A 20,823-nucleotide genomic window follows, 5' to 3' on the forward strand; every position below is an offset into this window, starting at 1 on the left:
CCGACCCCGACGTCGACGCCGTCTACATCGGCAGCCCCCACGACGGCCATTGCGCCCACACCTTGCTCTGCCTCGCCCACGGCAAGCACGTCCTCTGCGAGAAGCCGCTGGCCCTCGGCGCCGCCCAGGGCGAGGCCATGATCGCCGCCGCCCGCGAGCGCGGCCTCGCCCTCATGGAGGCCGTCTGGACCCGCTTCCTGCCCTCCGTCGCGAAGGCCCGCGCGCTGGTCGAGGCCGGCGCCATCGGTGAGCTGCGGATGATCCAGGCCGACTTCGGCTTCCGCGCCGCCTTCGATCCCCACAGCCGCCTCTTCGACCCCGCCCGGGGCGGCGGCGCCCTGCTCGACCTGGGCATCTACCCGGTGAACCTGGCCGTGATGCTGGCGGGCGCGCCCGTGGAGATCGTCTCGAGCGCCAACCGCGGCGCCACCGGCGTCGACGTCGAGGACGCCTTCATCCTGCGCCACGCCCGCGGCGAGCTCTCCGTGCTCACGGCCGCTCTCACCGTCGACACGCCGCGCGAGGCGCACCTGCTGGGCACCGGGGGCCGCCTCACCCTGGCCCATCCGTGGTGGGCGGGGACGCGGCTCGTCCACACCGACGCCGCCGGCGCGGTCCACACCCACGACCTGCCCCACCGCGGCGGTGGCTACACCCACGAGGCCGAGGCGTTCATGGCGCTGATCCGGAACGGGAAGGTCGAGTCGCCGGTGATGCCGTGGGACCACAGCCTGGCGGTGCTCAGGGTGATGGACGCGTTGCGCGGGGAATGGGGGGTGCGCTACCCGGGCGAGAACCCGTAGCTCCGTGCGTCACCCGCCCGGTTGGCACTCCGGACAGAACACCGACGACCGCCCCCCGATCACGATCCGCTCCAGCGTCGTTGCGCACACCCGGCACGGCTGGCCGCCCCGCCCGTACACCCGCAGCTTGCGCCGGAAGTTGCCGGGCTTGCCGTAGAAGTTGGTGAAGTTGAGGAAGGTGGTGCCGCCGTGGTCGATGGCCGTGCGCATCACCTGCTTGCCCCGGCGCAGCACGTCGCGCAGCACCTCCTCGTCCAGGTCGCACGGCCGCGTCAGCGGGTGCACCCCGGCCAGGAAGAGCGACTCGTCCACGTAGATGTTCCCCAGGCCGGCGGCGATGCCCTGGTCGAGCAGCAGCGACTTGATGGGCGCGCGGCGGCCCGCGATGCGCGGCAGCCATTCGCGGAAGCGCACCGTCATCATGTCCGGCCCGATGTGGGCGATGGCGGCAGGGTGGCGGAAGTCCTCGACCAGCGTCAGCCGGCCGAACTTGCGCACGTCGCGGTAGTGCACCGGCGGCGCGTCGGGGAACTCGAACACCAGGTGCACGTGCTGGTCGGGCTCGTAGTCCTCGAGGATGAAGAACTGGCCCGTCATGCGCAGGTGCACCATCAGGTAGGCGGCGTCGATCCCGGCGCCGAAGGCCAGCACCAGGTACTTTCCGTGCCGGTGTACGTCCGTCAACGTCTTGCCCACCAGGGCCTTGCGGGTGGCGCGGGCGCTCTGGCCCAGCACCCCGGCGTAGTTCACCTGCAGGCGCTCGAGGGTCTGGCCCTGCAGGTTCTGCTTCAGGGCGCGGCCGACGTTCTCGACTTCGGGCAGTTCGGGCATGGCGGCGTGGCGTCCTCGCGTCGGTGGAAGGGGGAGATCAGAACCCCTGGGCGTCCTTGATCCGGTCGTACGCCGCGTTCACGGCGCGCATCTTCTCGGCGGCGAACTTCTGGAATTCCTCGCCCATGCCCTTGTTGGCCACCACGTCCGGATGGTACTCGCGGGCGAGCTTGCGGTAGGCCTTCTTCACCTCTTCGGGCGTGGCCCCGGGCGCCAGGCCGAGTACGGCGTAGGAGCTGTTCACGTCGGTCTTGCGGCCGAACATGCTCACGGCTTCCTCGTAGTCGCGCGCGCCGAGCCCGAAGGTCGCGGCGATCGACCGGATCATCTTCTCTTCGGCCGGATGCAGGTGCCCGTCGGCCAGGGCGATGCTCATCAGCAGCGACACCAGGTCGCGCATGCGGGCCGTCTGGCCCAGCAGCAGCTGGCGGATCTGGGCGGCGAACTCCTCCACCGGGACGGCCGAATCCTTGGCCTCGTTCCAGATGCGGGCCGCCACGCGCCGCTCGTCGGCCGACATGTTCAGCTGGTCCTTCAGGAAGTCGTCGAAGCGGCGCACCTCGGCGTCGGTCACGGTGCCGTCGGCCTTGGCCACCTTCGCCGCCAGGCTGATCAGGGCGATCATGAAGGTCTGCTGGGCGTGCAGGGGGTTGTAGCCGGGCCGCCCGAAACCCGGCCGGGGGCCCTCGCCGGCCCGGCGCTCGCCCGGATGGGTCCAGGTTTCCCCGCCGATGTTCACGTTCGAGCCCAGCGCGCCGCCGATGATCGCGCCGAGGGGGCCGCCCAGCACGAAGCCGAGCCCGCCACCGATGAGTGTCCCGAGCAGTCCCATGAAGTCCCTCTGAGGTCGGAAGTCGTTGTCGCCGCCCCATGATAAACCCGGGGGCGGCTCGGACCAACTCTACCGTGCAGACTAAAGAATTATTCAAGGCCCGATAAGGATCGCCGATGAATGAGGGGCGCGATCCAGCCTGCATACGCAGGCTCATGACCAGGAGTTCCCCTCCCAGCGGGGACAGTGACGGGGTGGTAGGACATGAACATTCTCGTGGTGGAAGACGACTTCATCAGCCGCCGGCTGCTTTGCCGCTACCTGGAGCCCTTCGGCGACTGCGATGTGGCCATCAACGGGGCCGAGGCCGTCGACGCCGTCCACGCGGCGCTGCACGCCAAGACCCCCTACGACCTGATCTGCCTGGACATCATGATGCCGGGCATGAGCGGGCAGGAGGCCCTGACGCGGATCCGCGAACTCGAGGACACCCACGACATGCCCGTCGGGCAGGGCGCGAAGGTCGTCATGACGACGGCCCTCGAGGACCACTCCAACATCCGTCAGGCCTTCTCGTCGTCGGCCGACGGCTACGTGGTCAAGCCCATCGAGAAGGTCAAGTTCCTGGCCGTCCTCGAGGATCTCGGCATCAAGGTACCGCAGCAGACCTGAGCGAGGAGCGAGCATGGGTCCCGTCTACAGTCCGCCGGAGCAGCCGGCCGCCGAACGCATCTCCGACCGCGACTTCCAGGCGATCCGCAAGCTGGTCTACGACCGCTTCGGCATCAACCTGACCGACCAGAAGAAGACCCTGGTCGTCGGGCGGCTGCAGAAGGTGCTCCGCCAGCGGGGGTTCGCGACCTTCGCCGAGTACTACGAGTGGGTCACCACCGACCAGTCGGGCGAGGGTCTCGACGAGCTGGCCAACCGGATCTCGACCAACCACACCTTCTTCTACCGCGAGAAGGCCCACTTCGAGTTCTTCGTGAACACGCTGCTGCCCGGCGCCGTCAAGCGCCACGAGGCCACGGGCGACAAGTCGCTCCGCATCTGGTGCGCCGGCTGCTCGTCGGGCGAGGAGCCCTACACCCTGATGATGCTCATGATGGAGTTCTTCGGCCGCAGCTTCAGCCAGTGGCAGCCGCGCCTGCTGGCGACCGACATCTCGGCCACGGCCCTGCGCACCGCCATGGCCGGCGAGTACGATCAGGACCGCGTGTCCCAGCTGCCGGCCGGACTGCGCAACAAGTACTTCGCCAAGACGCCCGAAGGGCTGCTGCGCGTCACCGACGACGTGCGCCGGAACATCGTCTACCGCCGCCACAACCTGATGGACGACCGCTTCCCCTTCAAGAACCCGTTCGACGCCGTCTTCTGCCGCAACGTGATGATCTACTTCGACCGGGAGACCCGCAACAACCTGGTGGGCAAGTACTTCCAGCACACGGCGCCCGGCGGCTTCCTGTTCATCGGCCATTCCGAGACCCTCGCCCGAGGTGAAACCCCGTGGGACTACGTCATGCCCGCGGTCTACGTGAAACGAACCTGAGCGAGGGGGAGAACCCGTGCCGCCCAAAGTCCTGATCGTCGACGACGAGAACGCCATGCGCCTGGTGATCCGCAAGGCTCTCGAGCCCCTGGGCCTGTCATTGCACTTCAGCAGCGACGGCATCCACGCCCTCGACGCCCTGCGTTGCAATCCCGGCTTCGATCTGCTGATCACCGACATCAGCATGCCGGTGGTCGACGGCCGGCAGCTCATCGCCACCATCCGTGCCGACAAGTCCATGGCCCAGATCCCGATCCTGATCACGTCGGGCGTGGTCGGCGTGCACGAGATCGCCGATCTGCTCGACATCGGGGCGACGCGCTTCGTGGCCAAGCCCATCAATGCCGCCTCGTTCCGCGAGGACGTGACGGCCTGCCTCGACCTGGCGCCCGCCGCCGGTTGAGCCCGAGCCCAGCGAGCCCCTTGCCGCCCCGGCGTTTCCCCTTGCGCCGGGTGTTGGCAAGGGGCTTTTCTTGTCTTATCCTACTGCCCAGACCCCCGCACCGCGCCCGCAAGTGAGGACGACATGGAGAGTTCCGTCTACCGCGACCCCTTCATCGTTTCCGGACCCCGCTTCGCGCCCGAGGCGGCGGCCGGGGCCCCGGTCGAACGCTCCGAGATCGACGACCGCTACAAGTGGCGCCTGGACCGGATCTTTCCCGACTGGACCGCCTGGGACGCGTGCTGCGCCGAAGTCGAGGCCGCCCTGCCGGACCTGGCCGCGTGCCAGGGCACGCTCGCCGCGTCGGGCGCCGCCCTGCTCGGCACCATCGAGGCCATCCACGCCTGCCAGCGCCGGCTCGAGCAGGCCCTCGTCTTCGCCAGCATGAAGAGCGACGAGGACACGCGCATCGGCGAGAACACGGCGCGCAAGGGACGCGTGTCGAGCCTGGCCGTGAAGTTCTCCGAGGCGGTGTCGTGGTTCGAGTCCGAGGTGCTCGAGATCGCGCCCGAGCGCCTGGCTGAACTCGTGGCCGAAGACGACGGCCTGCGCCTCTACGACCACTTCTTCCACAACATCCACCGCAGCCGCGCCCACACCCTCACCGCCGACCAGGAGGCCCTCCTGGCCGGGGCCGGGCTCATGGCGCGGGGGGCGGGCCAGGTCTTCAACGCCTTCGACAACGCCGACCTCGAGTTCGACCCGATCACCGACGAGCACGGCGACCAGGTGGCCCTGACCAAGGCCCGCTACTACAAGTTCATCAAGTCCCGCGACCGCGGCGTCCGGCAGGCCTCGTTCGAGAACTTCCTCGACGCCTACGGCGCCCTGAAGAACACCCTCGCGGCGAACATGGACGCCAACGTGAAGAACCACGTCTTCTTCGCGCGGGCGCGCCGCCATCCGGGCACCCTCGAGGCGGCCCTGCACCCGGACGGCGTGCCGCCCGAGGTCTTCCACTCGCTCATCGAGACCGTCGGCGACCACATCACCACCGTGCATCGCTACACCGAGCTGAAGAAGAAGGTGCTCGGCCTCGACCCCCTGCGCGAGTTCGACCTCTCGGTGCCCCTCTTTTCCGACGGCGAGTTCAAGTTCGACTACGACGATGCCTGCACCATGCTGCTCGACGCCTTCGCCCCCCTCGGCCCGGACTACGTGGCGACGGTGAAGGAGGGCATCGAGACCGGCTGGATCGACGTGCACGAGAACGTGGGCAAACGCAGCGGCGGCTACAGCAACGGCGTCTACGACACGCCGCCCTACATCCTGCTCAACTGGGCCGACCAGCTGGGCGACACCTTCACCCTGGCCCACGAGCTGGGCCACTCCATGCACACCTGGCTGGCCACCCGCAACCAGCCCTACGTGTACGGCGACTACCCCATCTTCACCGCCGAGGTGGCGTCGACCTTCAACGAACTGCTGGTCATGGACCACCTCCTGAAGACGAGCGACGATCCGCGCCGCAAGCTCTACCTGCTCGACTACCACCTCTCGCAGATCAACAACACCGTCTTCCGGCAGACCATGTTCGCCGAGTTCGAGCACCGCATCCACGTGCTGGGCGAGGAGGGCGACACCCTGACCGCCGACTCCCTCGGTGCCCTCTACCAGGAGCTGCTGCACAAGTACTGGGGCCCCGAGGCCGCCTTCGACCCCGTGCGCAGTCCGCTCACCTGGACGCGCATCCCGCACTTCTTCTACAACTTCTACGTCTACCAGTACGCCACGGCGTATTCGGCGGCCGTGGCCCTGTCGCGCAAGGTGCTCGGCGGGGGCGAAGCCGACCGGGAACAATACCTCGACATCCTGCGTTCGGGATGCAGCCGCTACCCCGTCGACACCATCATGCTCGGCGGCGTGGACATGACCACCAGCCGGCCCATGGCCGACGTGATCGCGCTCTTCGCCTCCCTGATCGATCAGGTCGAGGAACTGCTCGGCTAGACGAACCGAAGGACGACACCGCATGACCAGCACCCCCTCGTGGCCGCGCCGCCGCGTCCTCGCGGCCATCGCGCTCGTCGCGGCCCTGACGGCCCTCGCGGCCGGCCCGGCCGACGCCCAGCTGCGCAAGACGAACCCCGACGTGGGCGACGGCGAGATCCGTTCGACGCCCTACCGCTATGCTTCGGAAGAGGGGCAGTTCCAGGTCACCTGGCCCAGCGGGTGCGGTGAACTGAAGATCCGGGCCAACGACGCCGACCCCTTCGCCGAGGGCGAGGAGGCCGAGATCGTCCTCGTGCAGCATGTCTCGTGCGACCAGTACGGCGTCGAGGGCGAGGGCTGTTCGGTCACGGCGTCCCTCGACGTGCGCGACCGCCAGGGCCGCCCGGCCGGACCGGCCCACGTCGTGTCCCGGGTGCGGAAGGTGCTCGAGGCGGCCGGCGTCAAGCTGGTCCGCCAGCAGGCCATCAAGAAGGAGTACCCCGACGGGCTCAAGGTCGAGGGCCTCGAGGTGTTCGGCACGGCCGCCGACGGCAGTGGCCAGTTCTGGGTGCGGGGCCTGCTCGTCTACCACGACATCTACATCCTGAGCGGGTGGAGCGCCCGGGGCGACCTGTGGGACAACCCCGAGTTCCAGACCTTCTTCAACGAATTCGTGCCCTACACGGAATAGCGGCCCGCCGGCATTCCGGATCGGCCCGACCGCCGCTATACTGGGGGCATCGCTTCGCCCCGGAACCCCACCGACGAGGATCCATCGCATGACCCGTTTGCCTTCCCCCTTCCGCGCTCTCCGGCTGCCGCGTCTCGCCGTGGCCGTCGGGGCGCTCCTGCTGCTGGCGGGCGCGGGGGCCTCCGCGCTCCGCGCCCAGGATCCGGCCGACGCCGCGGCCGCCGACCGGGCCCGCGAAGCCACGGCCGGCGCCGTCGACACGCGCCAGGCCACCCAGCAGCGACAGGATGCCTGGCAGGACGAGCAGGACGCCCTCGCGGCCCGCTTCCGCAGCGCGAAGGCCGGCGTGGCCTGGCTGCAGGACCGGCGCGACGAGGAGCAGGCCCGCGTGGCCGCCGCCGAGGCGCGGGTCGCCGAGTTGGCGCGCCGTCTCGACGAGGCCGAGCGTCTAGAGGCCAGCCTGCAGGACACCCTGCTGGTGATCTTCGACCGTCTCGCCGCGGACGTCGACCGCAGCCTGCCCTTCCTGCCGGCCGAGCGCCAGGGCCGCCTCGAGAGCCTCTCGCGCGAGCTCGTCCAGCCCGACACCGCGGCCGGCGAGAAGCTGCGCCGCCTGCTCGAGGCCCTGCAGGTCGAGACCGGCTACGGCGCCACCGTCGAGGTGTACCAGGACCGCATCACCGTCGGCGGCGAGGAGATCTTCGCCGACATCCTGCGCCTCGGCCGGGTCGCCCTCTTCTGGCGCACCCCCGACGGCGACCGCGTCGGCACCTGGGACCCGGGCGCCGCCGCCTGGACCGAGCTCTCCGGCGCCCACAAGCGCAACCTCGGCCTGGCCGTCGACATGGCCACGCGCCGCCGCCCGGTCGAACTCGTGGAACTGCCGCTCGGGAGGGTCGCGCCATGAAGACCCGCCTGCTGACCGGCGCCGTTCTCGCCGTGTTGTCGGCCGCCACGTTGGGGGTCGCCCTGCCGGCCGCCGCTCAGGACATCCGCGAGGCCGCCCGCGCCGCCGAAGCCGACCGCAACGCCGCCGCCGAGGAAGCCGCCCGCGCCGAGGCCGCCATCGTGGCCGACCGCGACCGGCTCACCGCCGAGGTCGCGCGCCTCGAGGCCGAACAGAAGGCCCTCGAGGACGAGATCGCCGTCCTGCGCCGCCGCCAGGATGAGCTCGAGATCCGCCGGGCCGACATGGCCGACCAGTGGTCGCGCCGCGAGCTCGGCTTCCGGGAGATCAGTGGCAACGTGCGCGTGGCCGCCCGCGACCTCGAATCGCTGCTCAAGGCCTCGCCTCTCGACGCGGGCGCCGAAGGCCGCCTCGAACGCGTCCGCCCGCTCCTGGACACGGGCTACTTCCCCGACATCGACGACATCACCGGCATGGCCGACGTCTTCATGGACGAGATGCGCCGCAGCGGCCAGGTCACCCGCCGCTCCGGGGCGTTCGTCGGCCGCGACGGCCGCGAGACCAGCGGCGAGATCTTCCAGACCGGCAAGTTCACCACCGTCTACCGCACCCCGGACGAGACCGGCTTCCTCACCTGGAGCCCCGACGGCCGCCGCCTCTTCGCCCTGGCCGACCTGCCGCCGCGCGGCGTCGCCCGGGCCCTGGACCGCTACCTCGACGGCGGCGCCGACGCGGTGCCCGTCGACATGAGCGGTGGCGCGGCCCTGCGCCAGCTTGGCCAGGGCACGAACCTCGTCGAGCAGATCCGGGCCGGCGGGCCGGTCGTGTGGCCGATCCTGGTCATCGGCGTGCTTGCCCTGGCGCTCATCCTGTTCAAGGCCGTCTTCATGAGCCGCCTGCACGGCAACACCGACCGCCTCATGGGCGAGGTGAACCGCCTGGCCGCCGCCGGCGACTGGTCCGCCTGCGAGAAGCTCGTGGCCGATGACGCCGGCCGCTCCGGCGCCGTGGGCCGTGTCATCAGGGCCGGACTCGCGGCCCGCGACGACGACCGCGAGACCCTCGAAAGCACCCTGCAGGAAGCCATCCTGCACGAGCTGCCCGGCGTGCAGCGCGGGATCGCCATGCTCGCCGTGCTCGGCGCCGTGGCGCCGCTGCTCGGCCTGCTCGGCACGGTCACGGGCATGATCGACACCTTCCGCGTCATCACCCTCTTCGGCACCAGCGACCCGAAGCTCATGTCCGGCGGCATCTCCGAGGCGCTGGTGACCACCGAACTGGGCCTGGCCGTGGCCATCCCCATCATGCTGTGCCACACGTGGCTCTCGCGCCGCAGCGACCACCTCATCGGCGACATGGAGGAGAAGGCCGTCCAGCTCACGAACATCATCCGCAAGCGGAAGCTGGCCGGACAGCCATGACCGACCTGTACTGGCAGACCCTCGACTACCTGCGCCACGGCGGCTTCATCATGGTGCCGCTGGTGGCGGTGTCGGTGGTCATGTGGGCGCTGATCGTCGATCGGCTGCGGTCCTATGCGGCGCTGCGGCGGGATATCGACAAGGTGGGGGCGTTGTCGCAGCTCGAGCGTGAGTTGTCCCGGTCCGGCGATGTGTTGCCCGGGCAGCATGAACACGGCCCCGGGGCCGTCGACGCCAGCCTTCCGGGCGCCCCGCCCGAGTCCCGCGGGCAACACGCCGCCGCGAACATCCCCTCGCACCCCGCCGGCCTCCGCGCCACCCTCGTCCGCGAGTTCCTCGCCGAGCGCACCGGCGACCGCGACCTCGACCGCGACATCCTCGGCCACTGCGCCCTGCGCCTCGGTCGCGAACTCGACGAGCACCGCGCCACCATCGCCGTGCTGGCGGCCGTGGCGCCGCTGCTCGGCCTGCTGGGCACCGTCCTGGGCATGATCGAGACCTTCGACGTCATCGCCCTCTTCGGCACCGGCAACAGCCGGGCCCTCGCCAGCGGCATCTCGGTGGCGCTGATCACCACCCAGACCGGCCTGCTCGTGGCCATCCCGGGGCTGCTCATGAGCAACCGCCTCGGCCGCGCCGCCGAGCAGCTCCACACCGGACTCGAGGAGACCCACGCCGCCCTGGAGCGGTGTCTCGCCCCGAAGGAGAAGACGGCATGATCGACGTGCGCAAGTCCCTGCGCGGCGGCAACGGCAACGTGGACATCAACATGGGCCCGCTGGTGGACATGGTGTTCCTGCTGCTGATCTTCTTCGTCGTCACCACCAGCTTCGTCAAGGAGACGGGCATCGACGTGCAGCGCTCCACTGCGGCCACCGCCGAGGTGAAGGAGCGCGGCAACATCCTGCTCGGCGTGAACGCCGACGGCGAGATCTACTTCGAGGGCAAGCGCATCGACGTGCGCAGCGTGCGCGCCCTGGTCGAGCGGGCCCTGGCCGAGGACCCCGAGGCGGGCGTGGTCGTGGTCGCGGACAAGGACTCCAACACCGGCGCCGTGGTCGAGGCCATGGACCAGTGCCGGCTGGCGGGCGCCCGCAGCGTGAGCCTCGCCGCCAAGCGGGTCGAGGAGGGCTGAGCCGTGCACTTCTGGCGCTCTCCGCAACGCCTGGTGCCCGCCGTCGTCGCGGCGCTGGTGCTCAACGCCGCGCTGCTGGCCTCGGCGGCGCTGCTCGCGCGGGAGCGCCCCGTCGTCACCGACCTCACCGAGCCCGTGGGCGTGAACCTCGTCACCCTCAAGCCGGCCACGCCGCCCCGCCCGCCCGAGAAGCGCGAGACGCCGCCGCCCCGGCCCAAGCCCAAGCTGAAACCCGACTTCACGCCGGAACTGGCCCGACCCAGCCTCGACGCCCCCGACCCGACGGCCATCCGCGTCGAGCTCGATCCGTCCCTGCTGCAGGGCGGCCCCGCCACCGGCGGCTTCGTCTTCAACGCGTCCGACCTGGACACGCCGCCCCGCGCGGTCGTGCGCTCGAACCCGGTCTACCCCTACAAGGCCCGGCAGCGCAACATCGAGGGTGTCGTCGAGGTGCGCTTCCTCGTGGGGGCCGACGGCAGCATCAGCAACATCTCCATCATCAGCTCCGACCCCCAGGGGCTCTTCGACGACGCCGTCATGAAGACCATCCCCAACTGGCGCTTCCGGCCGGGGGTGCTCGACGGCCAGGCGGTGCCGTCGTGGGTCGTCACCGCGGTCGAGTTCAGGCTGGGGGGTTGAGATGGTGCGTGCCGGACGGATCGCCGCGCTGCTGCTCCTGGCCGGAGTTTTGGCCGCCGGTCCCGGCGCCCCGATCGCTCGCGCCGCCCCACCCGACGACACCGCCGCCCTGCGCGCCGAGCAGCAGGCGCTCGAGTCGGGCGACGGCCTGAGCAGCCGGGCCCAGCGCGTGCTCTTCCAGGCCCGCACCCGGCAGGACGACGGCAATCACGGCGAAGCCGCCGCCGCCCTCGAGGAGTGGCTCGCGGGCGATCCCGGCCGCGACCACCATCTGCTGCGCTTCACCCTCGCGGTGAGCCAGCTCGCCCTCGACCGCCCCGCCGACGCGGCGGCGAATCTCGAGCGCGCCGTGGCCCTGGCGCCGCGCTACGGGCGGGCCTGGCTGCGCCTAGGCGAAGCGGACTACGCCACGGGGAACTTCGCCCGCGCCGGCGAAGCCTTCGCGCAGGCCTACGACCTGAGCCCCGGCCGCGAGCCCGAGCTGCTCTACTACGCGGGGGCGAGCCTGCTGGCCGCCGGCCGCGCCGCCGACGCCACCGACACCCTCGCGCGCCTCGTCGCATCCCATCCCGACCGGCCCGAGTTCGCCTGGTACCAGGCCCTCATCGCGGCCGCCGTCGATGCCGACCAGCCGGCGCGCGCCGAGAAGGCCCTCGCCGATCTCATCCGCGCCCACCCGAACGATCCGGCCGTGTGGGACCTCGCCTACCGCTTCCACGCCGGCCAGGCCGACTACGAGCAGGCGGCGGTGCACCTGGCCGTGGCCGGACGCCTGCGCGACCTCTCGCGCGACGAGCTCGAGCAGCTCGGCGATCTGTACGCGGTGATCGGCGTACCGCTCGAAGCGGCCCGGGCCTACGAACGGGCCTTCGCCGCCGGCGCCGAACCGGCGCCCGAAGCCTACCGCAAGCTGGCGTCGGCGTGGCTCGCGGCCCACGAGTCCGAAGCGGCGCGCGCCACCCTCGACCGCGCCCTCACGGCGCGGCCCACGCCGAAGCTGTGGGCGTTGAAGGGGGATCTCGAATACCGGGCCGGAGACTACGACGCGGCCGATGCCGCCTACGCCGCCGCCCTCGCCCTCGACGACGCCTTCGGACGGGGCCACCTCATGCGCGGGTACTGCGCCTACGAACGCGACCGCCGCGCCGAGGCCCGCGCCCATCTGGAGCGGGCGGCGGAGTTCCCCGACCAGGCCCGGTCGGCGCGCAGCCTGCTCGCCCGCCTCGACGAAGCGCCGTAGCCTCCCGCGCGCCCTACTTCGCCGTCAACGCCACGTACTCCGCCATGTAGCCGACGACCGCCCCGCCGTGGCTCGCCAGCGGCAGCCAGGCGTGCCCGGTGCGGCGCCGCACCTCGCCCCAGGCCAGTCCGGCGGCCAGGATGCCGCCCGCCATGAGCACCACGGCGCCGGGCTCGCCGGTCAGGCGGGCCAGGGTCAGCACGTGGTAGCTGGCGTACAGCAGCGCGGGCACGACGACGCCGAGGAGGACGGGCGGCCTCCCGTCGGGCCGGGCCGCGGCGAACACGCCGGGCGCCCAGCCCCGCCAGAAGAGCTCCTCGGAGGCCGCGTTGACCACGGCCATGAAGGCCAGCAGGGCCCCCAGCTGGTCGGCCCGCACGCCCCAGCCGGCGACCACCTCGGCCAGCCGGCCCGCGTCGAGGAACGCGCCCTGCGTCGCCAGCAGGAAGCCCGCTGTCGCGACTGCGGTGCCCAGGCCGAGGATCACCGCCGCCGTGCGCCCGCCCCACCGCGGAGCGTCCGGCGGCACCGCCAGGCCCACGAGCCGGGCGTGTTCCCGCAAGCCGCGCCCGCCGGCCAGCGACGTCGCCAGAGGGAGCACGAGGCAGATCCCCACCTGGTACAGGGCGAAGGTCCACCACACGCTGCGCAGTCCCTCGAGGGCGACCACGACCACCGCGGGCGCGACGGCCATGGCACCGAGCACGAGGCGGCGCAGGGCGGGTGAGGTGGGGGGCATCGGCGATCTCCGTCCGGGTTGCGGGGCCGCCTCAGACTACCACCAACGATCCGCCCGTCCACCCCCATGGCGCATCCGGCCGCGAGTTGCTAGACTGCCCCGCGACGCCACCGACCACCCCGCTCCGGGAAGCCGCCATGGACAAGGCCTGCATCACCAAGAAGCCCCAGGGGCTGTCCGTCTTCGAGAAGTACCTCACCGCCTGGGTGCTGCTGTGCATCGCGGCGGGCATCGTGCTGGGCAAGGTCGCGCCCCAGCTCGCGCGCACCCTCGACGGCCTGACGATCGACGCCGGCGGCGCCCCCGTCGTCTCGATCCCCATCGCCGTCTGCCTCTTCTTCATGATGTACCCCATCATGGAGAAGATCGACTTCGGCGAGGTGGTCCAGGCCGGCAAGAGCGCCAGGCCGGTCACCCTCACGCTGGTGATCAACTGGCTGATCAAGCCCTTCACCATGGTGGCCATCGCGGCGTTCTGCCTGGGCTCGGTCTTCAAGGGCCTGATCGGCCCGGACGCCGTGGATCTCGTGAAGATGCCCTTCGGCCTCGACCTGCCCGTGGGCGCGGTCCACGGCGTGGGCACGGTCGTCCTGCACGACGGGGTGAAGATGCTGGAAGTCCCGCTGTGGCGCAGCTACCTGGCCGGCTGCATCCTGCTCGGCATCGCGCCCTGCACGGCCATGGTGCTGGTCTGGGGGTACCTCGCCCGCGGCAACGACGGCCACACCCTCGTCATGGTGGCCATCAACTCCCTCACCATGCTCTTCGTCTTCGGTCCCCTGGGCGGCTTCCTGCTCGGCGTGGGGCGCCTGCCCGTGCCCTGGCAGGCGTTGCTGCTGTCGATCGGCGTCTACGTGGCGCTGCCGCTCGTGGCCGGATTCGTCTCGCGCAAAGCCATTCTCGCCACGAAGGGCCAGGCGTGGTTCGAGCAGAAGTTCCTCCACATCCTGACGCCCATCACCATCATCGCCCTGCTGGCCACCCTGGTGCTGCTGTTCAGCTTCAAGGGGGAGGTCATCCTGGCCAACCCGCTCACCATCGTCTGGATCGCGGTGCCGCTGTTCATCCAGACCGTGGTCATCTTCGCCCTCGGCTACTTCGTGGCGCAGAAGCTGGGCCTCGGCTACGCCGACGCCGCGCCCACGGCCATGATCGGCGCCTCGAACCACTTCGAGGTGGCCATCGCCACGGCCACCATGCTCTTCGGGCTCAGCTCCGGCGCGGCCCTGGCCACCGTCGTGGGCGTGCTGATCGAGGTGCCGGTGATGCTCATGCTCGTGCGCATCTGCCTGCGCACCGAGGGGTGGTTCGCGCGGGACTGAGGTGGCCGGCCCGTTCCAGAAAAATACGCCGCGGCCCCCAAAGGCCGCGGCATTCGTCATCCGGGTCGGTGCTGGTTGTCCGTCCTTACCCTTCCCGGATGACCTCCACGAGAAACTCCGCCGCCTTGTCGTTGTCGTAGCGCCCGATCCAGAACAGCACGTTCTGCCGGATCTCCGGATCCTTCTCCTGCCGCGCGATGGCGATCAGGGCGTCGAGGGCCTCGTCGCTGTCCTGCCGCGAGATCACGTGGCAGATCTGCAGCTTCATGTCGTGGCTCTCGGTGCCCCGGTACATCTCGACCAGGGTCGACAGGGGCATGTCCTGGCGGCGCGCCATGAAGTGCAGGGCCTGGCCGCGCAGCTCGTCGTCGGCCGCGGGGTTGTTGACCAGGTCGCGCAGCACCGTGGCGGGCAGCTCGCCGTCCAGGCGCGACAGGGCGAACAGCGCCGCCTCCATCACCTCGCGTTCGTCCGACGAGCGGAGCAGCTCGGCCGCCAGCTTGGCCGTCTCCTCGTCGCGATTGCTGTGGGCGAGGCCGAACAGGGCCTGGGCCCGGATGTCCGGATCCTTCTGCGGGTTGCGCGCGATGCTCGCCAGCAGCTCGAAGGCGCGGTCGCCGCCGTGCCGTCCGATGGCGAACATGGCCGCCTCGTCCACCTGCCGGTCCTGGCTCTTCTCGAAGAGCTCGACCAGGGCGTCGAGGGCCCGCTCGGAGTCCTGCTGCGACAGGCACATGACGATCTCCGTGAGCATCTCCGGCTCCTCGGTGGTGCGCATCATCTCGATCAGCAGGTCGGTGCTGCGCGCGTCGTCCATGCGGCACAGCACGAACAGGGCGTTGCGGCGGATCTCCAGCGAATCGTCGGTGTTGCCGCGCACGATGTCCTCGAGCAGGGGCAGGGCGCGATCCGGGTTCATCTGCATGAGGGCGTGCAGGGCCTGGATGCGCGTCTCCTCCCGGATGCGGTCCTCCTCGCTCATCTTCTCGATCTCGGTGATGGCCTCGATCTCGCCGCGTTCGGCCATCTCGGCGTAGAGGCGGGCCAACAGGGCCTCGCCGTCGCGGGCGGTCTCGGCTTCGGGGAACTCGGCCAGCTGGCGCTTCAGCAGCTCCACCGCGCGCCGGTTCTCGTCCATGCGCTGCATGCGGTAGCGGGCGAAGGCTTCCCAGTACAGGGCGTTGCCCGCCAGCTCGGCCTCGTGGCTCGCCCGCGACACCTCGTGCATCAGCTCGGCCGCCTGCTCGTACCTGGCCCGGTTCAGGGCGGCCCGCGCCTCCTGCATCTTGCGGTCGAGCTCGGCGCGCCGCTCGGCGAGATGCCGCTCCTGCGCCTCGCGCTCGGCCCGCGTGGGCTCGGTCTGGCCCAGGGCGTAGCCGGCGCAGGCCAGGGCGAGCACGACGAACCCGATGGCGACGATCCGGACGATGTTGTGGTTCCGCAGTTCCATGGTGTTCCCTTTCTAGAGCGGACGCCGGGCGCCCTCAGCGGCGGCCAGCCGCAGGCGGTCCAGGGTCGCGCGTTCCTTCAGGCCGTCGTTGATGAAGGCCCGGTCGCGGTCGCAGTTCTCGCGCGAGAGGCCGACGATCTGGGCCAGCACGAGTTCGAGTTCGTCGAGGAGGGGACGCAGGGTCGGGTCCTGCGCCACGGGCGTGTCCAGGAGCAGGCGGGTCTGCAGCAGCATGCCGGCGGCCCACGACGGGGCGTCCTGCATGTCGGACGCGCCGCAGTTCCGCACGCGGAAGTCGGTCAGGCGCGCATCGGCCCGGCCGAAGAGGTCGGCCGCGGCCAACTGGTAGAGCTCGGCGGTGCGGTCGCGCCCGGGGGCCGTCGGGGTCGCCGCGGTGGTCGCCGGCGGGGTGTTGCCCGCCAGTTCGGGACCCGGCGTCGTGGGCGCGGTCATGCGCCCGATGGCGATGCCGAACACGAGCACGGCCGCCACGGCGCCGCCGAGGCGCCACCACCGCGAGGCGCCGCCCCGGTCGCCCGCGAAATCGGGCCGCGCGATCGTGCGGCGATCGCCGTCGTCGACAACCGCCTGTCCGCGCCGTTCCTGCCGGGCCGCGTCGATGCGCGCCCACATGCGGTCCCGCGGCACCGGCGGGGGGGCGTTCACGTCGCTCACCAGGTCTTCCCAGTCGTCTCGGGTGCTCATGGTGTCATTCCGCTTCCAGTTGGAGATCCGGTCCGGTCAGCAGCGCGCGCAGTTTCTCCCGCGCCCGCGACAGCCGCGCCTTGGCCGTGCCCACGGGGGTGCCCATGGCCGACGCGATCTCGTGGTGGGTGTAGCCTTCCATGTCGTGCATGACGAAGACCAGCCGGTGGTTGTCGTCGAGGCCGTCGATGGCCCGGTGCAGCCGCCGCCGCAGGTCCGGATCCCGCTCGCCGCCCGCCGCCGGCCGCTCGGGCAGCTCGTCCCGCAGCGACTCGACGCCCTGGCGCCGCTTGCGCTGCTGCAGCGCCGACAGGATCACCGAGGTCGCCACCCGGTGGAGCCAGCCCCCGAAGGGGCCGTCGCCCCGGAAGTCGGCCAGCCGGTCGAAGGCCCGGATGAACGTGTCCTGGGTCAGGTCCTCGGCCTGGGTGGCGTCGCCGCTCATGCGGTAGGCCAGCCGGAACACGCGCTCCACGTGCCGGTCGTACAGCTCCCGCTCGGCGGCGGCGTCCCCCGCGAGGATCCGCCCGATCAGTTCGCGATCGTCCAAGGCCCCGTCTTCCGCGTTCGCCCGGGCCGTCGCCCGGGTCCGGTCATGCATGATCGAACACCCCTATGACACGCTCCGGCCGCGAAGGGTTGCGTCGTGGCGCGGAAAATGTGTACACCCCTGCCCCCCAGCCGTTTAACGAGAAAGAATATCATCGATCAATACCTGATAATTTTTTAACCTTTACCGTTTGCTTTCAATGGGAATTGGATTACTTTTGTTCAAACAAAAACTTTTCGGCCGAAGACACAAGCAGGCCCCAACCCGACGAGGACACACCGGACATGCCCGCGAACCTGAAGGTCAGCGCCAGCCTCGAGGACTACCTCGAAGCCATCTACCATACGGTGGAGGCCAAGGGCGCCGCGCGGGCCAAGGACATCGTCATGCGGCTCGGCGTGCACAACTCGTCGGTCACCCAGGCCCTGCGGTCCCTGTCCGAGAAGGAACTCATCAACTACGCCCCCTACGACGTCATCACCCTCACCGACCGCGGCGAGCGCATCGCGCTGGACGTGGTGAAGCGGCACACGACGCTGTCCGCGTTCCTGCATAAGGTGCTCGGTCTGCCGGACACCGATGCCGACGAGGGCGCCTGCCTGATGGAGCACGCCGTCAATCCCCTGATCATGGAGCGCCTGGTCAAGTTCGTGGAGTACTTCGACAAGTGCCCCCTGAACGACGTGCGCTGGGACGACGAAGTGGGCTTCTTCTGCGGCAAGAGCGACGACGACAAGGGCGGACACAACTGCGGCCGCGACGTGTGCGGCCACCCCCTGGACATCGAGGAACTGACCCGCCTGAAGAACGCTTCGGACGGGTCGGCGGAGGAATGATCATGCCGTTGACGATGGTTCACGAGGGCACCACGGCCGTGCTCCGGTCGATCGAGGGCGGACGCCAGTTGCGCAGCCGCCTGGCGGCCCTCGGTCTCATGCCCGGCACCGAGCTGGAGGTCGTCCAGAACTCCGGCCACGGTCCGTTCGTGGTCGCGGTGCGGGGCAGCCGCATCGTCATCGGGCGGGGCATGGCCTCGCGCATCGCCGTCGAACACTGATTCCCGCGCGAAGCCGGTCCCTGCGACCGGCTTTTGCGGATCCGGAGATTTTGTCGTGACAAAAACCGCGGAGCAGGTCTTCACCGTCGCCGTCGCCGGCAATCCCAACGCCGGCAAGACGACGATCTTCAACAACCTGACGGGAGCCAGGCAGCGCGTCGGCAACTATCCCGGCGTCACGGTCGAGTGGAAGGAGGGTTCCTGCAGGCGCGGCGACCTGGCCCTCAAGCTCGTCGATCTGCCCGGCACCTACAGCCTGACCGCGTACTCCGAAGAGGAGCTGGTCGCCCGCGACTATCTCCTGAACCGCACCCCCGACGTGGTGGTCGACGTCGTCGACGCCTCGAACCTCGAGCGCAACCTCTTCCTCACCACGGAACTCCTCGAGATCGGCTGCCCGGTCATCGTCGTGCTGAACATGGCCGACGTGGCCCGCGACCGCGGCTTCCAGATCGACATCGCCGGCCTCTCCGAGCGGCTCGGCGTGCCGGTGGTGCCGGCGGTGGGCAACCGCGGCGAGGGCATGGACGACATCATCGAGGCCGTCAGCCGCGTCATGGCGAGCACGGCCTCGTTGCCCGGCCCGGCCGAGCAGTGCCGCGACGCCGGGCCCGGCCCGGCCTCGTTCGCGTCGGCCCAGGCGGGCGAACGCCGGGCAAGGGTCGATTTCGGCCCCGTCGTCGAGGGCCTCGTCGAACGCATCACACCCTATCTGCCCCCCAGCCCGCACCAGCGCTGGCAGGCCCTGAAGCTCATCGAGTCCGACCCGCAGGTGCTCGGCTCCCTCATCGAGCCCGGGGCCCGCGAGGCCGTGCTCGGCCTGGTCGCCGAGTTCCAGGCCGACCTGACCGACGAGCCCGACATCATGATGGCCCGCCGGCGCTACGAGCATCTCGGCGCCGTATGCGCCGCCGTCTGCCGCCAGCCCGGCGAGCGCCGCGTCACGCGCAGCGACCGGATCGACCGCGTGGTCATGCATCCGGTGTGGGGCGTGCCCATCTTCCTGGCGACCATGTACATCGTCTTCACCCTGACCTTCACCGTCGGCACCCCGTTCATGGACCTCATCGACCAGGGCTTCGGCTGGCTCGCCGACACCCTGCTGCGCGTGTGGCCCGCGGGCCAGGCCGAGCACCTGCAGTCGCTCGTGGTCGACGGCGTCATCGGCGGCGTGGGCGGCGTCATCGTGTTCCTGCCCAACATCGTGCTGCTGTTCCTGGCCATCGCCGTCCTCGAGGGCACCGGCTACATGGCGCGGGCGGCCTTCGTCATGGACCGCTTCATGTCCAAGGTCGGCCTGCACGGCAAGAGCTTCATTCCCCTGCTCATCGGCTTCGGCTGCACGGTGCCGGCGATCATGGCCACCCGCACCCTCGAGACCCGCCGCGACCGCATCATCACCATGATGGTGCTGCCGCTGATGAGCTGCGGCGCGCGCCTGCCCATCTACGCCCTGATGATCCCCGCCTTCTTCGCGCCGAAGTGGCAGGGGCCGGTGCTCTGGATCATCTACGTCACGGGCATCCTGCTGGCCATGGGCGGCGCCATGCTGCTGCGCTCGACGATGTTCCGCGGCGAGACGACACCGTTCCTGATGGAACTGCCGCCCTACCGCATGCCGACCGCCGCGAGCCTCCTGGTGCAGATGTGGACGCGCGCCTGGCTGTACGTGAAGAAGGCCGGCACGGTGATCCTCGGCGCCGCGGTCATCCTCTGGTTCCTGACCTACTTCCCCAAGCCGCCCGCCGACTACGTGCCGCCGAGCGACTTCGACCGCGCCGAGGTGGCGGCCGGCACGACCTTCGGCCAGCTCACGGACGCCGACGAGATCCAGGCCGCCGAGCTCTCCTACAGCATCGCGGGCCGGGTCGGCCGCGTGCTCGAGCCGCTCATCAAACCCATCGGGTTCGACTGGCGCATCGGCACCGCGCTGGTGGGGGCCACCGCGGCCAAGGAGGTCTTCGTCGCCCAGATGGGCATCGTCTTCGCCGTGGGCGAGGCCGACGAGACGAGCGACCACCTGCGCCAGCGCCTGCGCGACCGCTACTCGCAGCTGGTGGGCTTCTGCATCATGCTCTTCGCGCTGATCTCGACCCCGTGCATCGCCACCTTCGCCATCACGCGCCAGGAGGCGGGCTCGGTGAAATGGGCCCTGGCCCAGACCATCGGTCTGACCACCCTCGCCTGGATCATGACCTTCCTCGTCTACCAGGGCGGCCTGCTGCTGGGCTGGGGGGTGGCGTGATGGTCTTCACCGTCGAGAACATCGTCATCGGCGTGGTCGTGGCCGGCACCGTGGCCTGGGCCGTGCGTGCGGGCGTGCGCTCGGTGCGCAAGACCGGCGGCTGCTCGTCGTGCGCCACATCCGGCGACTGCCCCCTCAGCAACGACCCCGAGGCCCTCGACCGCATCGCCCGCGGCGAGGAGATGGCCCCGCCCACGGCCTGCCGCGCCGTTCCGCGGGAGTGGATCGAACTCGGCGCCCTGCCCGACGGGTCGGCAGCCGGGTCCGGAGCCGCCCCGGACGCCGCCTCCACCCGCCCGCCCCGGGCCTGAGGCCTCGAAAACCTACAGTTCCGGCGCGATCTGCCGATCTGGGAGGAAACCGAAACGGGCGTCCGCCGTCCGCCGGCGCCCC

The 20,823-nt window shown here is 70.5% G+C and carries 23 protein-coding genes; 17 read left to right on the forward strand and 6 right to left on the reverse strand.

Annotation, left to right across the window (positions count from 1 at the left end; all coding sequences use genetic code 11):
- Positions 1-803: Gfo/Idh/MocA family oxidoreductase (locus KDM41_02945; GenBank protein MCB1182363.1), on the forward strand; the 803-nt coding region annotated here is incomplete at its 5' end.
- A 9-nt stretch (positions 804-812) separates the two neighbouring features.
- Here KDM41_02945 and mutM read toward each other — a convergent pair.
- Together mutM and KDM41_02955 are read right to left on the reverse strand one after the other, a co-directional pair.
- Entirely contained in the window at positions 813-1,634 is an 822-nt protein-coding gene (mutM, locus tag KDM41_02950) for a bifunctional DNA-formamidopyrimidine glycosylase/DNA-(apurinic or apyrimidinic site) lyase (protein ID MCB1182364.1), read from the reverse strand.
- Between the two features lie 37 nt (positions 1,635-1,671).
- Positions 1,672-2,466 (reverse strand): TerB family tellurite resistance protein, encoded by a 795-nt coding sequence (locus tag KDM41_02955; protein MCB1182365.1) that lies wholly within the window; start codon positions 2,464-2,466, stop codon positions 1,672-1,674.
- 204 nt (positions 2,467-2,670) lie between these two features.
- On the opposite strand from KDM41_02955, the gene KDM41_02960 reads away from it, so the two are divergent.
- From KDM41_02960 to KDM41_03010, 11 genes are all read left to right on the forward strand, one after another.
- Complete coding sequence (locus KDM41_02960; protein ID MCB1182366.1) at positions 2,671-3,078, forward strand: response regulator; 408 nt, start codon at positions 2,671-2,673, stop codon at positions 3,076-3,078.
- 13 nt (positions 3,079-3,091) lie between these two features.
- A complete protein-coding gene (locus KDM41_02965; GenBank protein ID MCB1182367.1) occupies positions 3,092-3,955 on the forward strand; it encodes a protein-glutamate O-methyltransferase CheR in 864 nt (287 codons plus the stop codon).
- 16 nt (positions 3,956-3,971) lie between these two features.
- On the forward strand, positions 3,972-4,358 hold the full coding sequence (locus KDM41_02970; protein ID MCB1182368.1) for a response regulator: 387 nt from the start codon (positions 3,972-3,974) through the stop codon (positions 4,356-4,358).
- A gap of 123 nt (positions 4,359-4,481) precedes the next feature.
- Positions 4,482-6,347 carry an oligoendopeptidase F gene (gene pepF / locus KDM41_02975; GenBank protein ID MCB1182369.1) on the forward strand — a complete coding sequence of 622 codons (1,866 nt, stop codon included), beginning with the start codon at positions 4,482-4,484 and terminating at the stop codon, positions 6,345-6,347.
- Positions 6,348-6,369: 22 nt separating this feature from the next.
- Positions 6,370-7,020, forward strand: coding sequence for a hypothetical protein (locus KDM41_02980; protein ID MCB1182370.1), 651 nt, complete (start codon positions 6,370-6,372; stop codon positions 7,018-7,020).
- Positions 7,021-7,108: 88 nt separating this feature from the next.
- Positions 7,109-7,927, forward strand: coding sequence for a DUF3450 domain-containing protein (locus KDM41_02985; GenBank protein ID MCB1182371.1), 819 nt, complete (start codon positions 7,109-7,111; stop codon positions 7,925-7,927).
- On the forward strand, positions 7,924-9,348 hold the full coding sequence (locus tag KDM41_02990) for a DUF3450 family protein (GenBank protein MCB1182372.1): 1,425 nt from the start codon (positions 7,924-7,926) through the stop codon (positions 9,346-9,348). The genes KDM41_02985 and KDM41_02990 overlap by 4 nt, the downstream gene beginning before the upstream one ends.
- An 80-nt stretch (positions 9,349-9,428) precedes the next feature.
- Positions 9,429-10,067, forward strand: a complete 639-nt coding sequence (locus tag KDM41_02995) for a MotA/TolQ/ExbB proton channel family protein (GenBank protein MCB1182373.1) — start codon at positions 9,429-9,431, stop codon at positions 10,065-10,067.
- The gene (locus tag KDM41_03000; GenBank protein MCB1182374.1) at positions 10,064-10,483 is read left to right on the forward strand and encodes a biopolymer transporter ExbD; all 420 of its coding nucleotides are present in this window, start codon (positions 10,064-10,066) and stop codon (positions 10,481-10,483) included. Before KDM41_02995 ends, KDM41_03000 begins: the two co-directional genes overlap by 4 nt.
- 3 nt (positions 10,484-10,486) lie before the next feature.
- The gene (locus KDM41_03005) at positions 10,487-11,122 is read left to right on the forward strand and encodes a TonB family protein (GenBank protein MCB1182375.1); all 636 of its coding nucleotides are present in this window, start codon (positions 10,487-10,489) and stop codon (positions 11,120-11,122) included.
- Between the two features lies 1 nt (position 11,123).
- Entirely contained in the window at positions 11,124-12,362 is a 1,239-nt protein-coding gene (locus KDM41_03010) for a tetratricopeptide repeat protein (protein ID MCB1182376.1), read from the forward strand.
- A 13-nt stretch (positions 12,363-12,375) separates the two neighbouring features.
- Here the strand turns inward: KDM41_03010 and KDM41_03015 are convergent, their stop codons facing one another.
- The gene (locus KDM41_03015) at positions 12,376-13,101 is read right to left on the reverse strand and encodes a CPBP family intramembrane metalloprotease (protein ID MCB1182377.1); all 726 of its coding nucleotides are present in this window, start codon (positions 13,099-13,101) and stop codon (positions 12,376-12,378) included.
- A 137-nt stretch (positions 13,102-13,238) separates the two neighbouring features.
- Here KDM41_03015 and arsB point away from each other — a divergent pair, with 137 nt between their 5' ends.
- A complete protein-coding gene (gene arsB / locus KDM41_03020) occupies positions 13,239-14,423 on the forward strand; it encodes an ACR3 family arsenite efflux transporter (protein MCB1182378.1) in 1,185 nt (394 codons plus the stop codon).
- An 85-nt stretch (positions 14,424-14,508) separates the two neighbouring features.
- Here the strand turns inward: arsB and KDM41_03025 are convergent, their stop codons facing one another.
- The 3 genes from KDM41_03025 to KDM41_03035 are packed head-to-tail and all read right to left on the reverse strand — an operon-like array spanning position 14,509 to position 17,128.
- Complete coding sequence (locus KDM41_03025; GenBank protein MCB1182379.1) at positions 14,509-15,873, reverse strand: HEAT repeat domain-containing protein; 1,365 nt, start codon at positions 15,871-15,873, stop codon at positions 14,509-14,511.
- Between the two features lie 12 nt (positions 15,874-15,885).
- Positions 15,886-16,578 (reverse strand): hypothetical protein, encoded by a 693-nt coding sequence (locus KDM41_03030; GenBank protein MCB1182380.1) that lies wholly within the window; start codon positions 16,576-16,578, stop codon positions 15,886-15,888.
- 4 nt (positions 16,579-16,582) lie between these two features.
- On the reverse strand, positions 16,583-17,128 hold the full coding sequence (locus KDM41_03035; protein MCB1182381.1) for an RNA polymerase sigma factor: 546 nt from the start codon (positions 17,126-17,128) through the stop codon (positions 16,583-16,585).
- Between the two features lie 284 nt (positions 17,129-17,412).
- On the opposite strand from KDM41_03035, the gene KDM41_03040 reads away from it, so the two are divergent.
- Genes KDM41_03040 through KDM41_03055 form a run of 4 tightly spaced genes read left to right on the forward strand, consistent with a single transcriptional unit; the run spans position 17,413 to position 20,741 of the window.
- Positions 17,413-17,964, forward strand: coding sequence for a metal-dependent transcriptional regulator (locus KDM41_03040; protein MCB1182382.1), 552 nt, complete (start codon positions 17,413-17,415; stop codon positions 17,962-17,964).
- Complete coding sequence (locus KDM41_03045) at positions 17,964-18,185, forward strand: ferrous iron transport protein A (GenBank protein MCB1182383.1); 222 nt, start codon at positions 17,964-17,966, stop codon at positions 18,183-18,185. Before KDM41_03040 ends, KDM41_03045 begins: the two co-directional genes overlap by 1 nt.
- Positions 18,186-18,240: 55 nt before the next feature.
- Complete coding sequence (gene feoB, locus KDM41_03050; GenBank protein ID MCB1182384.1) at positions 18,241-20,430, forward strand: ferrous iron transport protein B; 2,190 nt, start codon at positions 18,241-18,243, stop codon at positions 20,428-20,430.
- Positions 20,430-20,741 (forward strand): FeoB-associated Cys-rich membrane protein, encoded by a 312-nt coding sequence (locus tag KDM41_03055; GenBank protein MCB1182385.1) that lies wholly within the window; start codon positions 20,430-20,432, stop codon positions 20,739-20,741. The genes feoB and KDM41_03055 overlap by 1 nt, the downstream gene beginning before the upstream one ends.
- The last annotated feature ends 82 nt before the right edge of the window (positions 20,742-20,823 follow it).

Source organism: bacterium (assembly GCA_020440705.1).
Lineage (GTDB): Bacteria > Krumholzibacteriota > Krumholzibacteriia > LZORAL124-64-63 > LZORAL124-64-63 > JAGRNP01.

Bases quoted from the DNA above. Each gene is read 5' to 3' on its own strand.
- KDM41_03000 (MCB1182374.1), top strand. From the start codon at position 10,064: ATGATCGACGTGCGCAAGTCCCTGCGCGGCGGCAACGGCAACGTGGAC.
- KDM41_03025 (MCB1182379.1), bottom strand. From the start codon at position 15,873: ATGGAACTGCGGAACCACAACATCGTCCGGATCGTCGCCATCGGGTTC.
- KDM41_02955 (MCB1182365.1), bottom strand. From the start codon at position 2,466: ATGGGACTGCTCGGGACACTCATCGGTGGCGGGCTCGGCTTCGTGCTG.
- KDM41_02995 (MCB1182373.1), top strand. From the start codon at position 9,429: ATGTGGGCGCTGATCGTCGATCGGCTGCGGTCCTATGCGGCGCTGCGG.
- KDM41_02985 (MCB1182371.1), top strand. From the start codon at position 7,109: ATGACCCGTTTGCCTTCCCCCTTCCGCGCTCTCCGGCTGCCGCGTCTC.
- arsB (MCB1182378.1), top strand. From the start codon at position 13,239: ATGGACAAGGCCTGCATCACCAAGAAGCCCCAGGGGCTGTCCGTCTTC.
- KDM41_02990 (MCB1182372.1), top strand. From the start codon at position 7,924: ATGAAGACCCGCCTGCTGACCGGCGCCGTTCTCGCCGTGTTGTCGGCC.
- KDM41_02965 (MCB1182367.1), top strand. From the start codon at position 3,092: ATGGGTCCCGTCTACAGTCCGCCGGAGCAGCCGGCCGCCGAACGCATC.
- KDM41_03015 (MCB1182377.1), bottom strand. From the start codon at position 13,101: ATGCCCCCCACCTCACCCGCCCTGCGCCGCCTCGTGCTCGGTGCCATG.
- pepF (MCB1182369.1), top strand. From the start codon at position 4,482: ATGGAGAGTTCCGTCTACCGCGACCCCTTCATCGTTTCCGGACCCCGC.
- KDM41_03010 (MCB1182376.1), top strand. From the start codon at position 11,124: ATGGTGCGTGCCGGACGGATCGCCGCGCTGCTGCTCCTGGCCGGAGTT.
- KDM41_03055 (MCB1182385.1), top strand. From the start codon at position 20,430: ATGGTCTTCACCGTCGAGAACATCGTCATCGGCGTGGTCGTGGCCGGC.
- KDM41_03030 (MCB1182380.1), bottom strand. From the start codon at position 16,578: ATGAGCACCCGAGACGACTGGGAAGACCTGGTGAGCGACGTGAACGCC.
- KDM41_02980 (MCB1182370.1), top strand. From the start codon at position 6,370: ATGACCAGCACCCCCTCGTGGCCGCGCCGCCGCGTCCTCGCGGCCATC.
- KDM41_03040 (MCB1182382.1), top strand. From the start codon at position 17,413: ATGCCCGCGAACCTGAAGGTCAGCGCCAGCCTCGAGGACTACCTCGAA.
- mutM (MCB1182364.1), bottom strand. From the start codon at position 1,634: ATGCCCGAACTGCCCGAAGTCGAGAACGTCGGCCGCGCCCTGAAGCAG.
- KDM41_02960 (MCB1182366.1), top strand. From the start codon at position 2,671: ATGAACATTCTCGTGGTGGAAGACGACTTCATCAGCCGCCGGCTGCTT.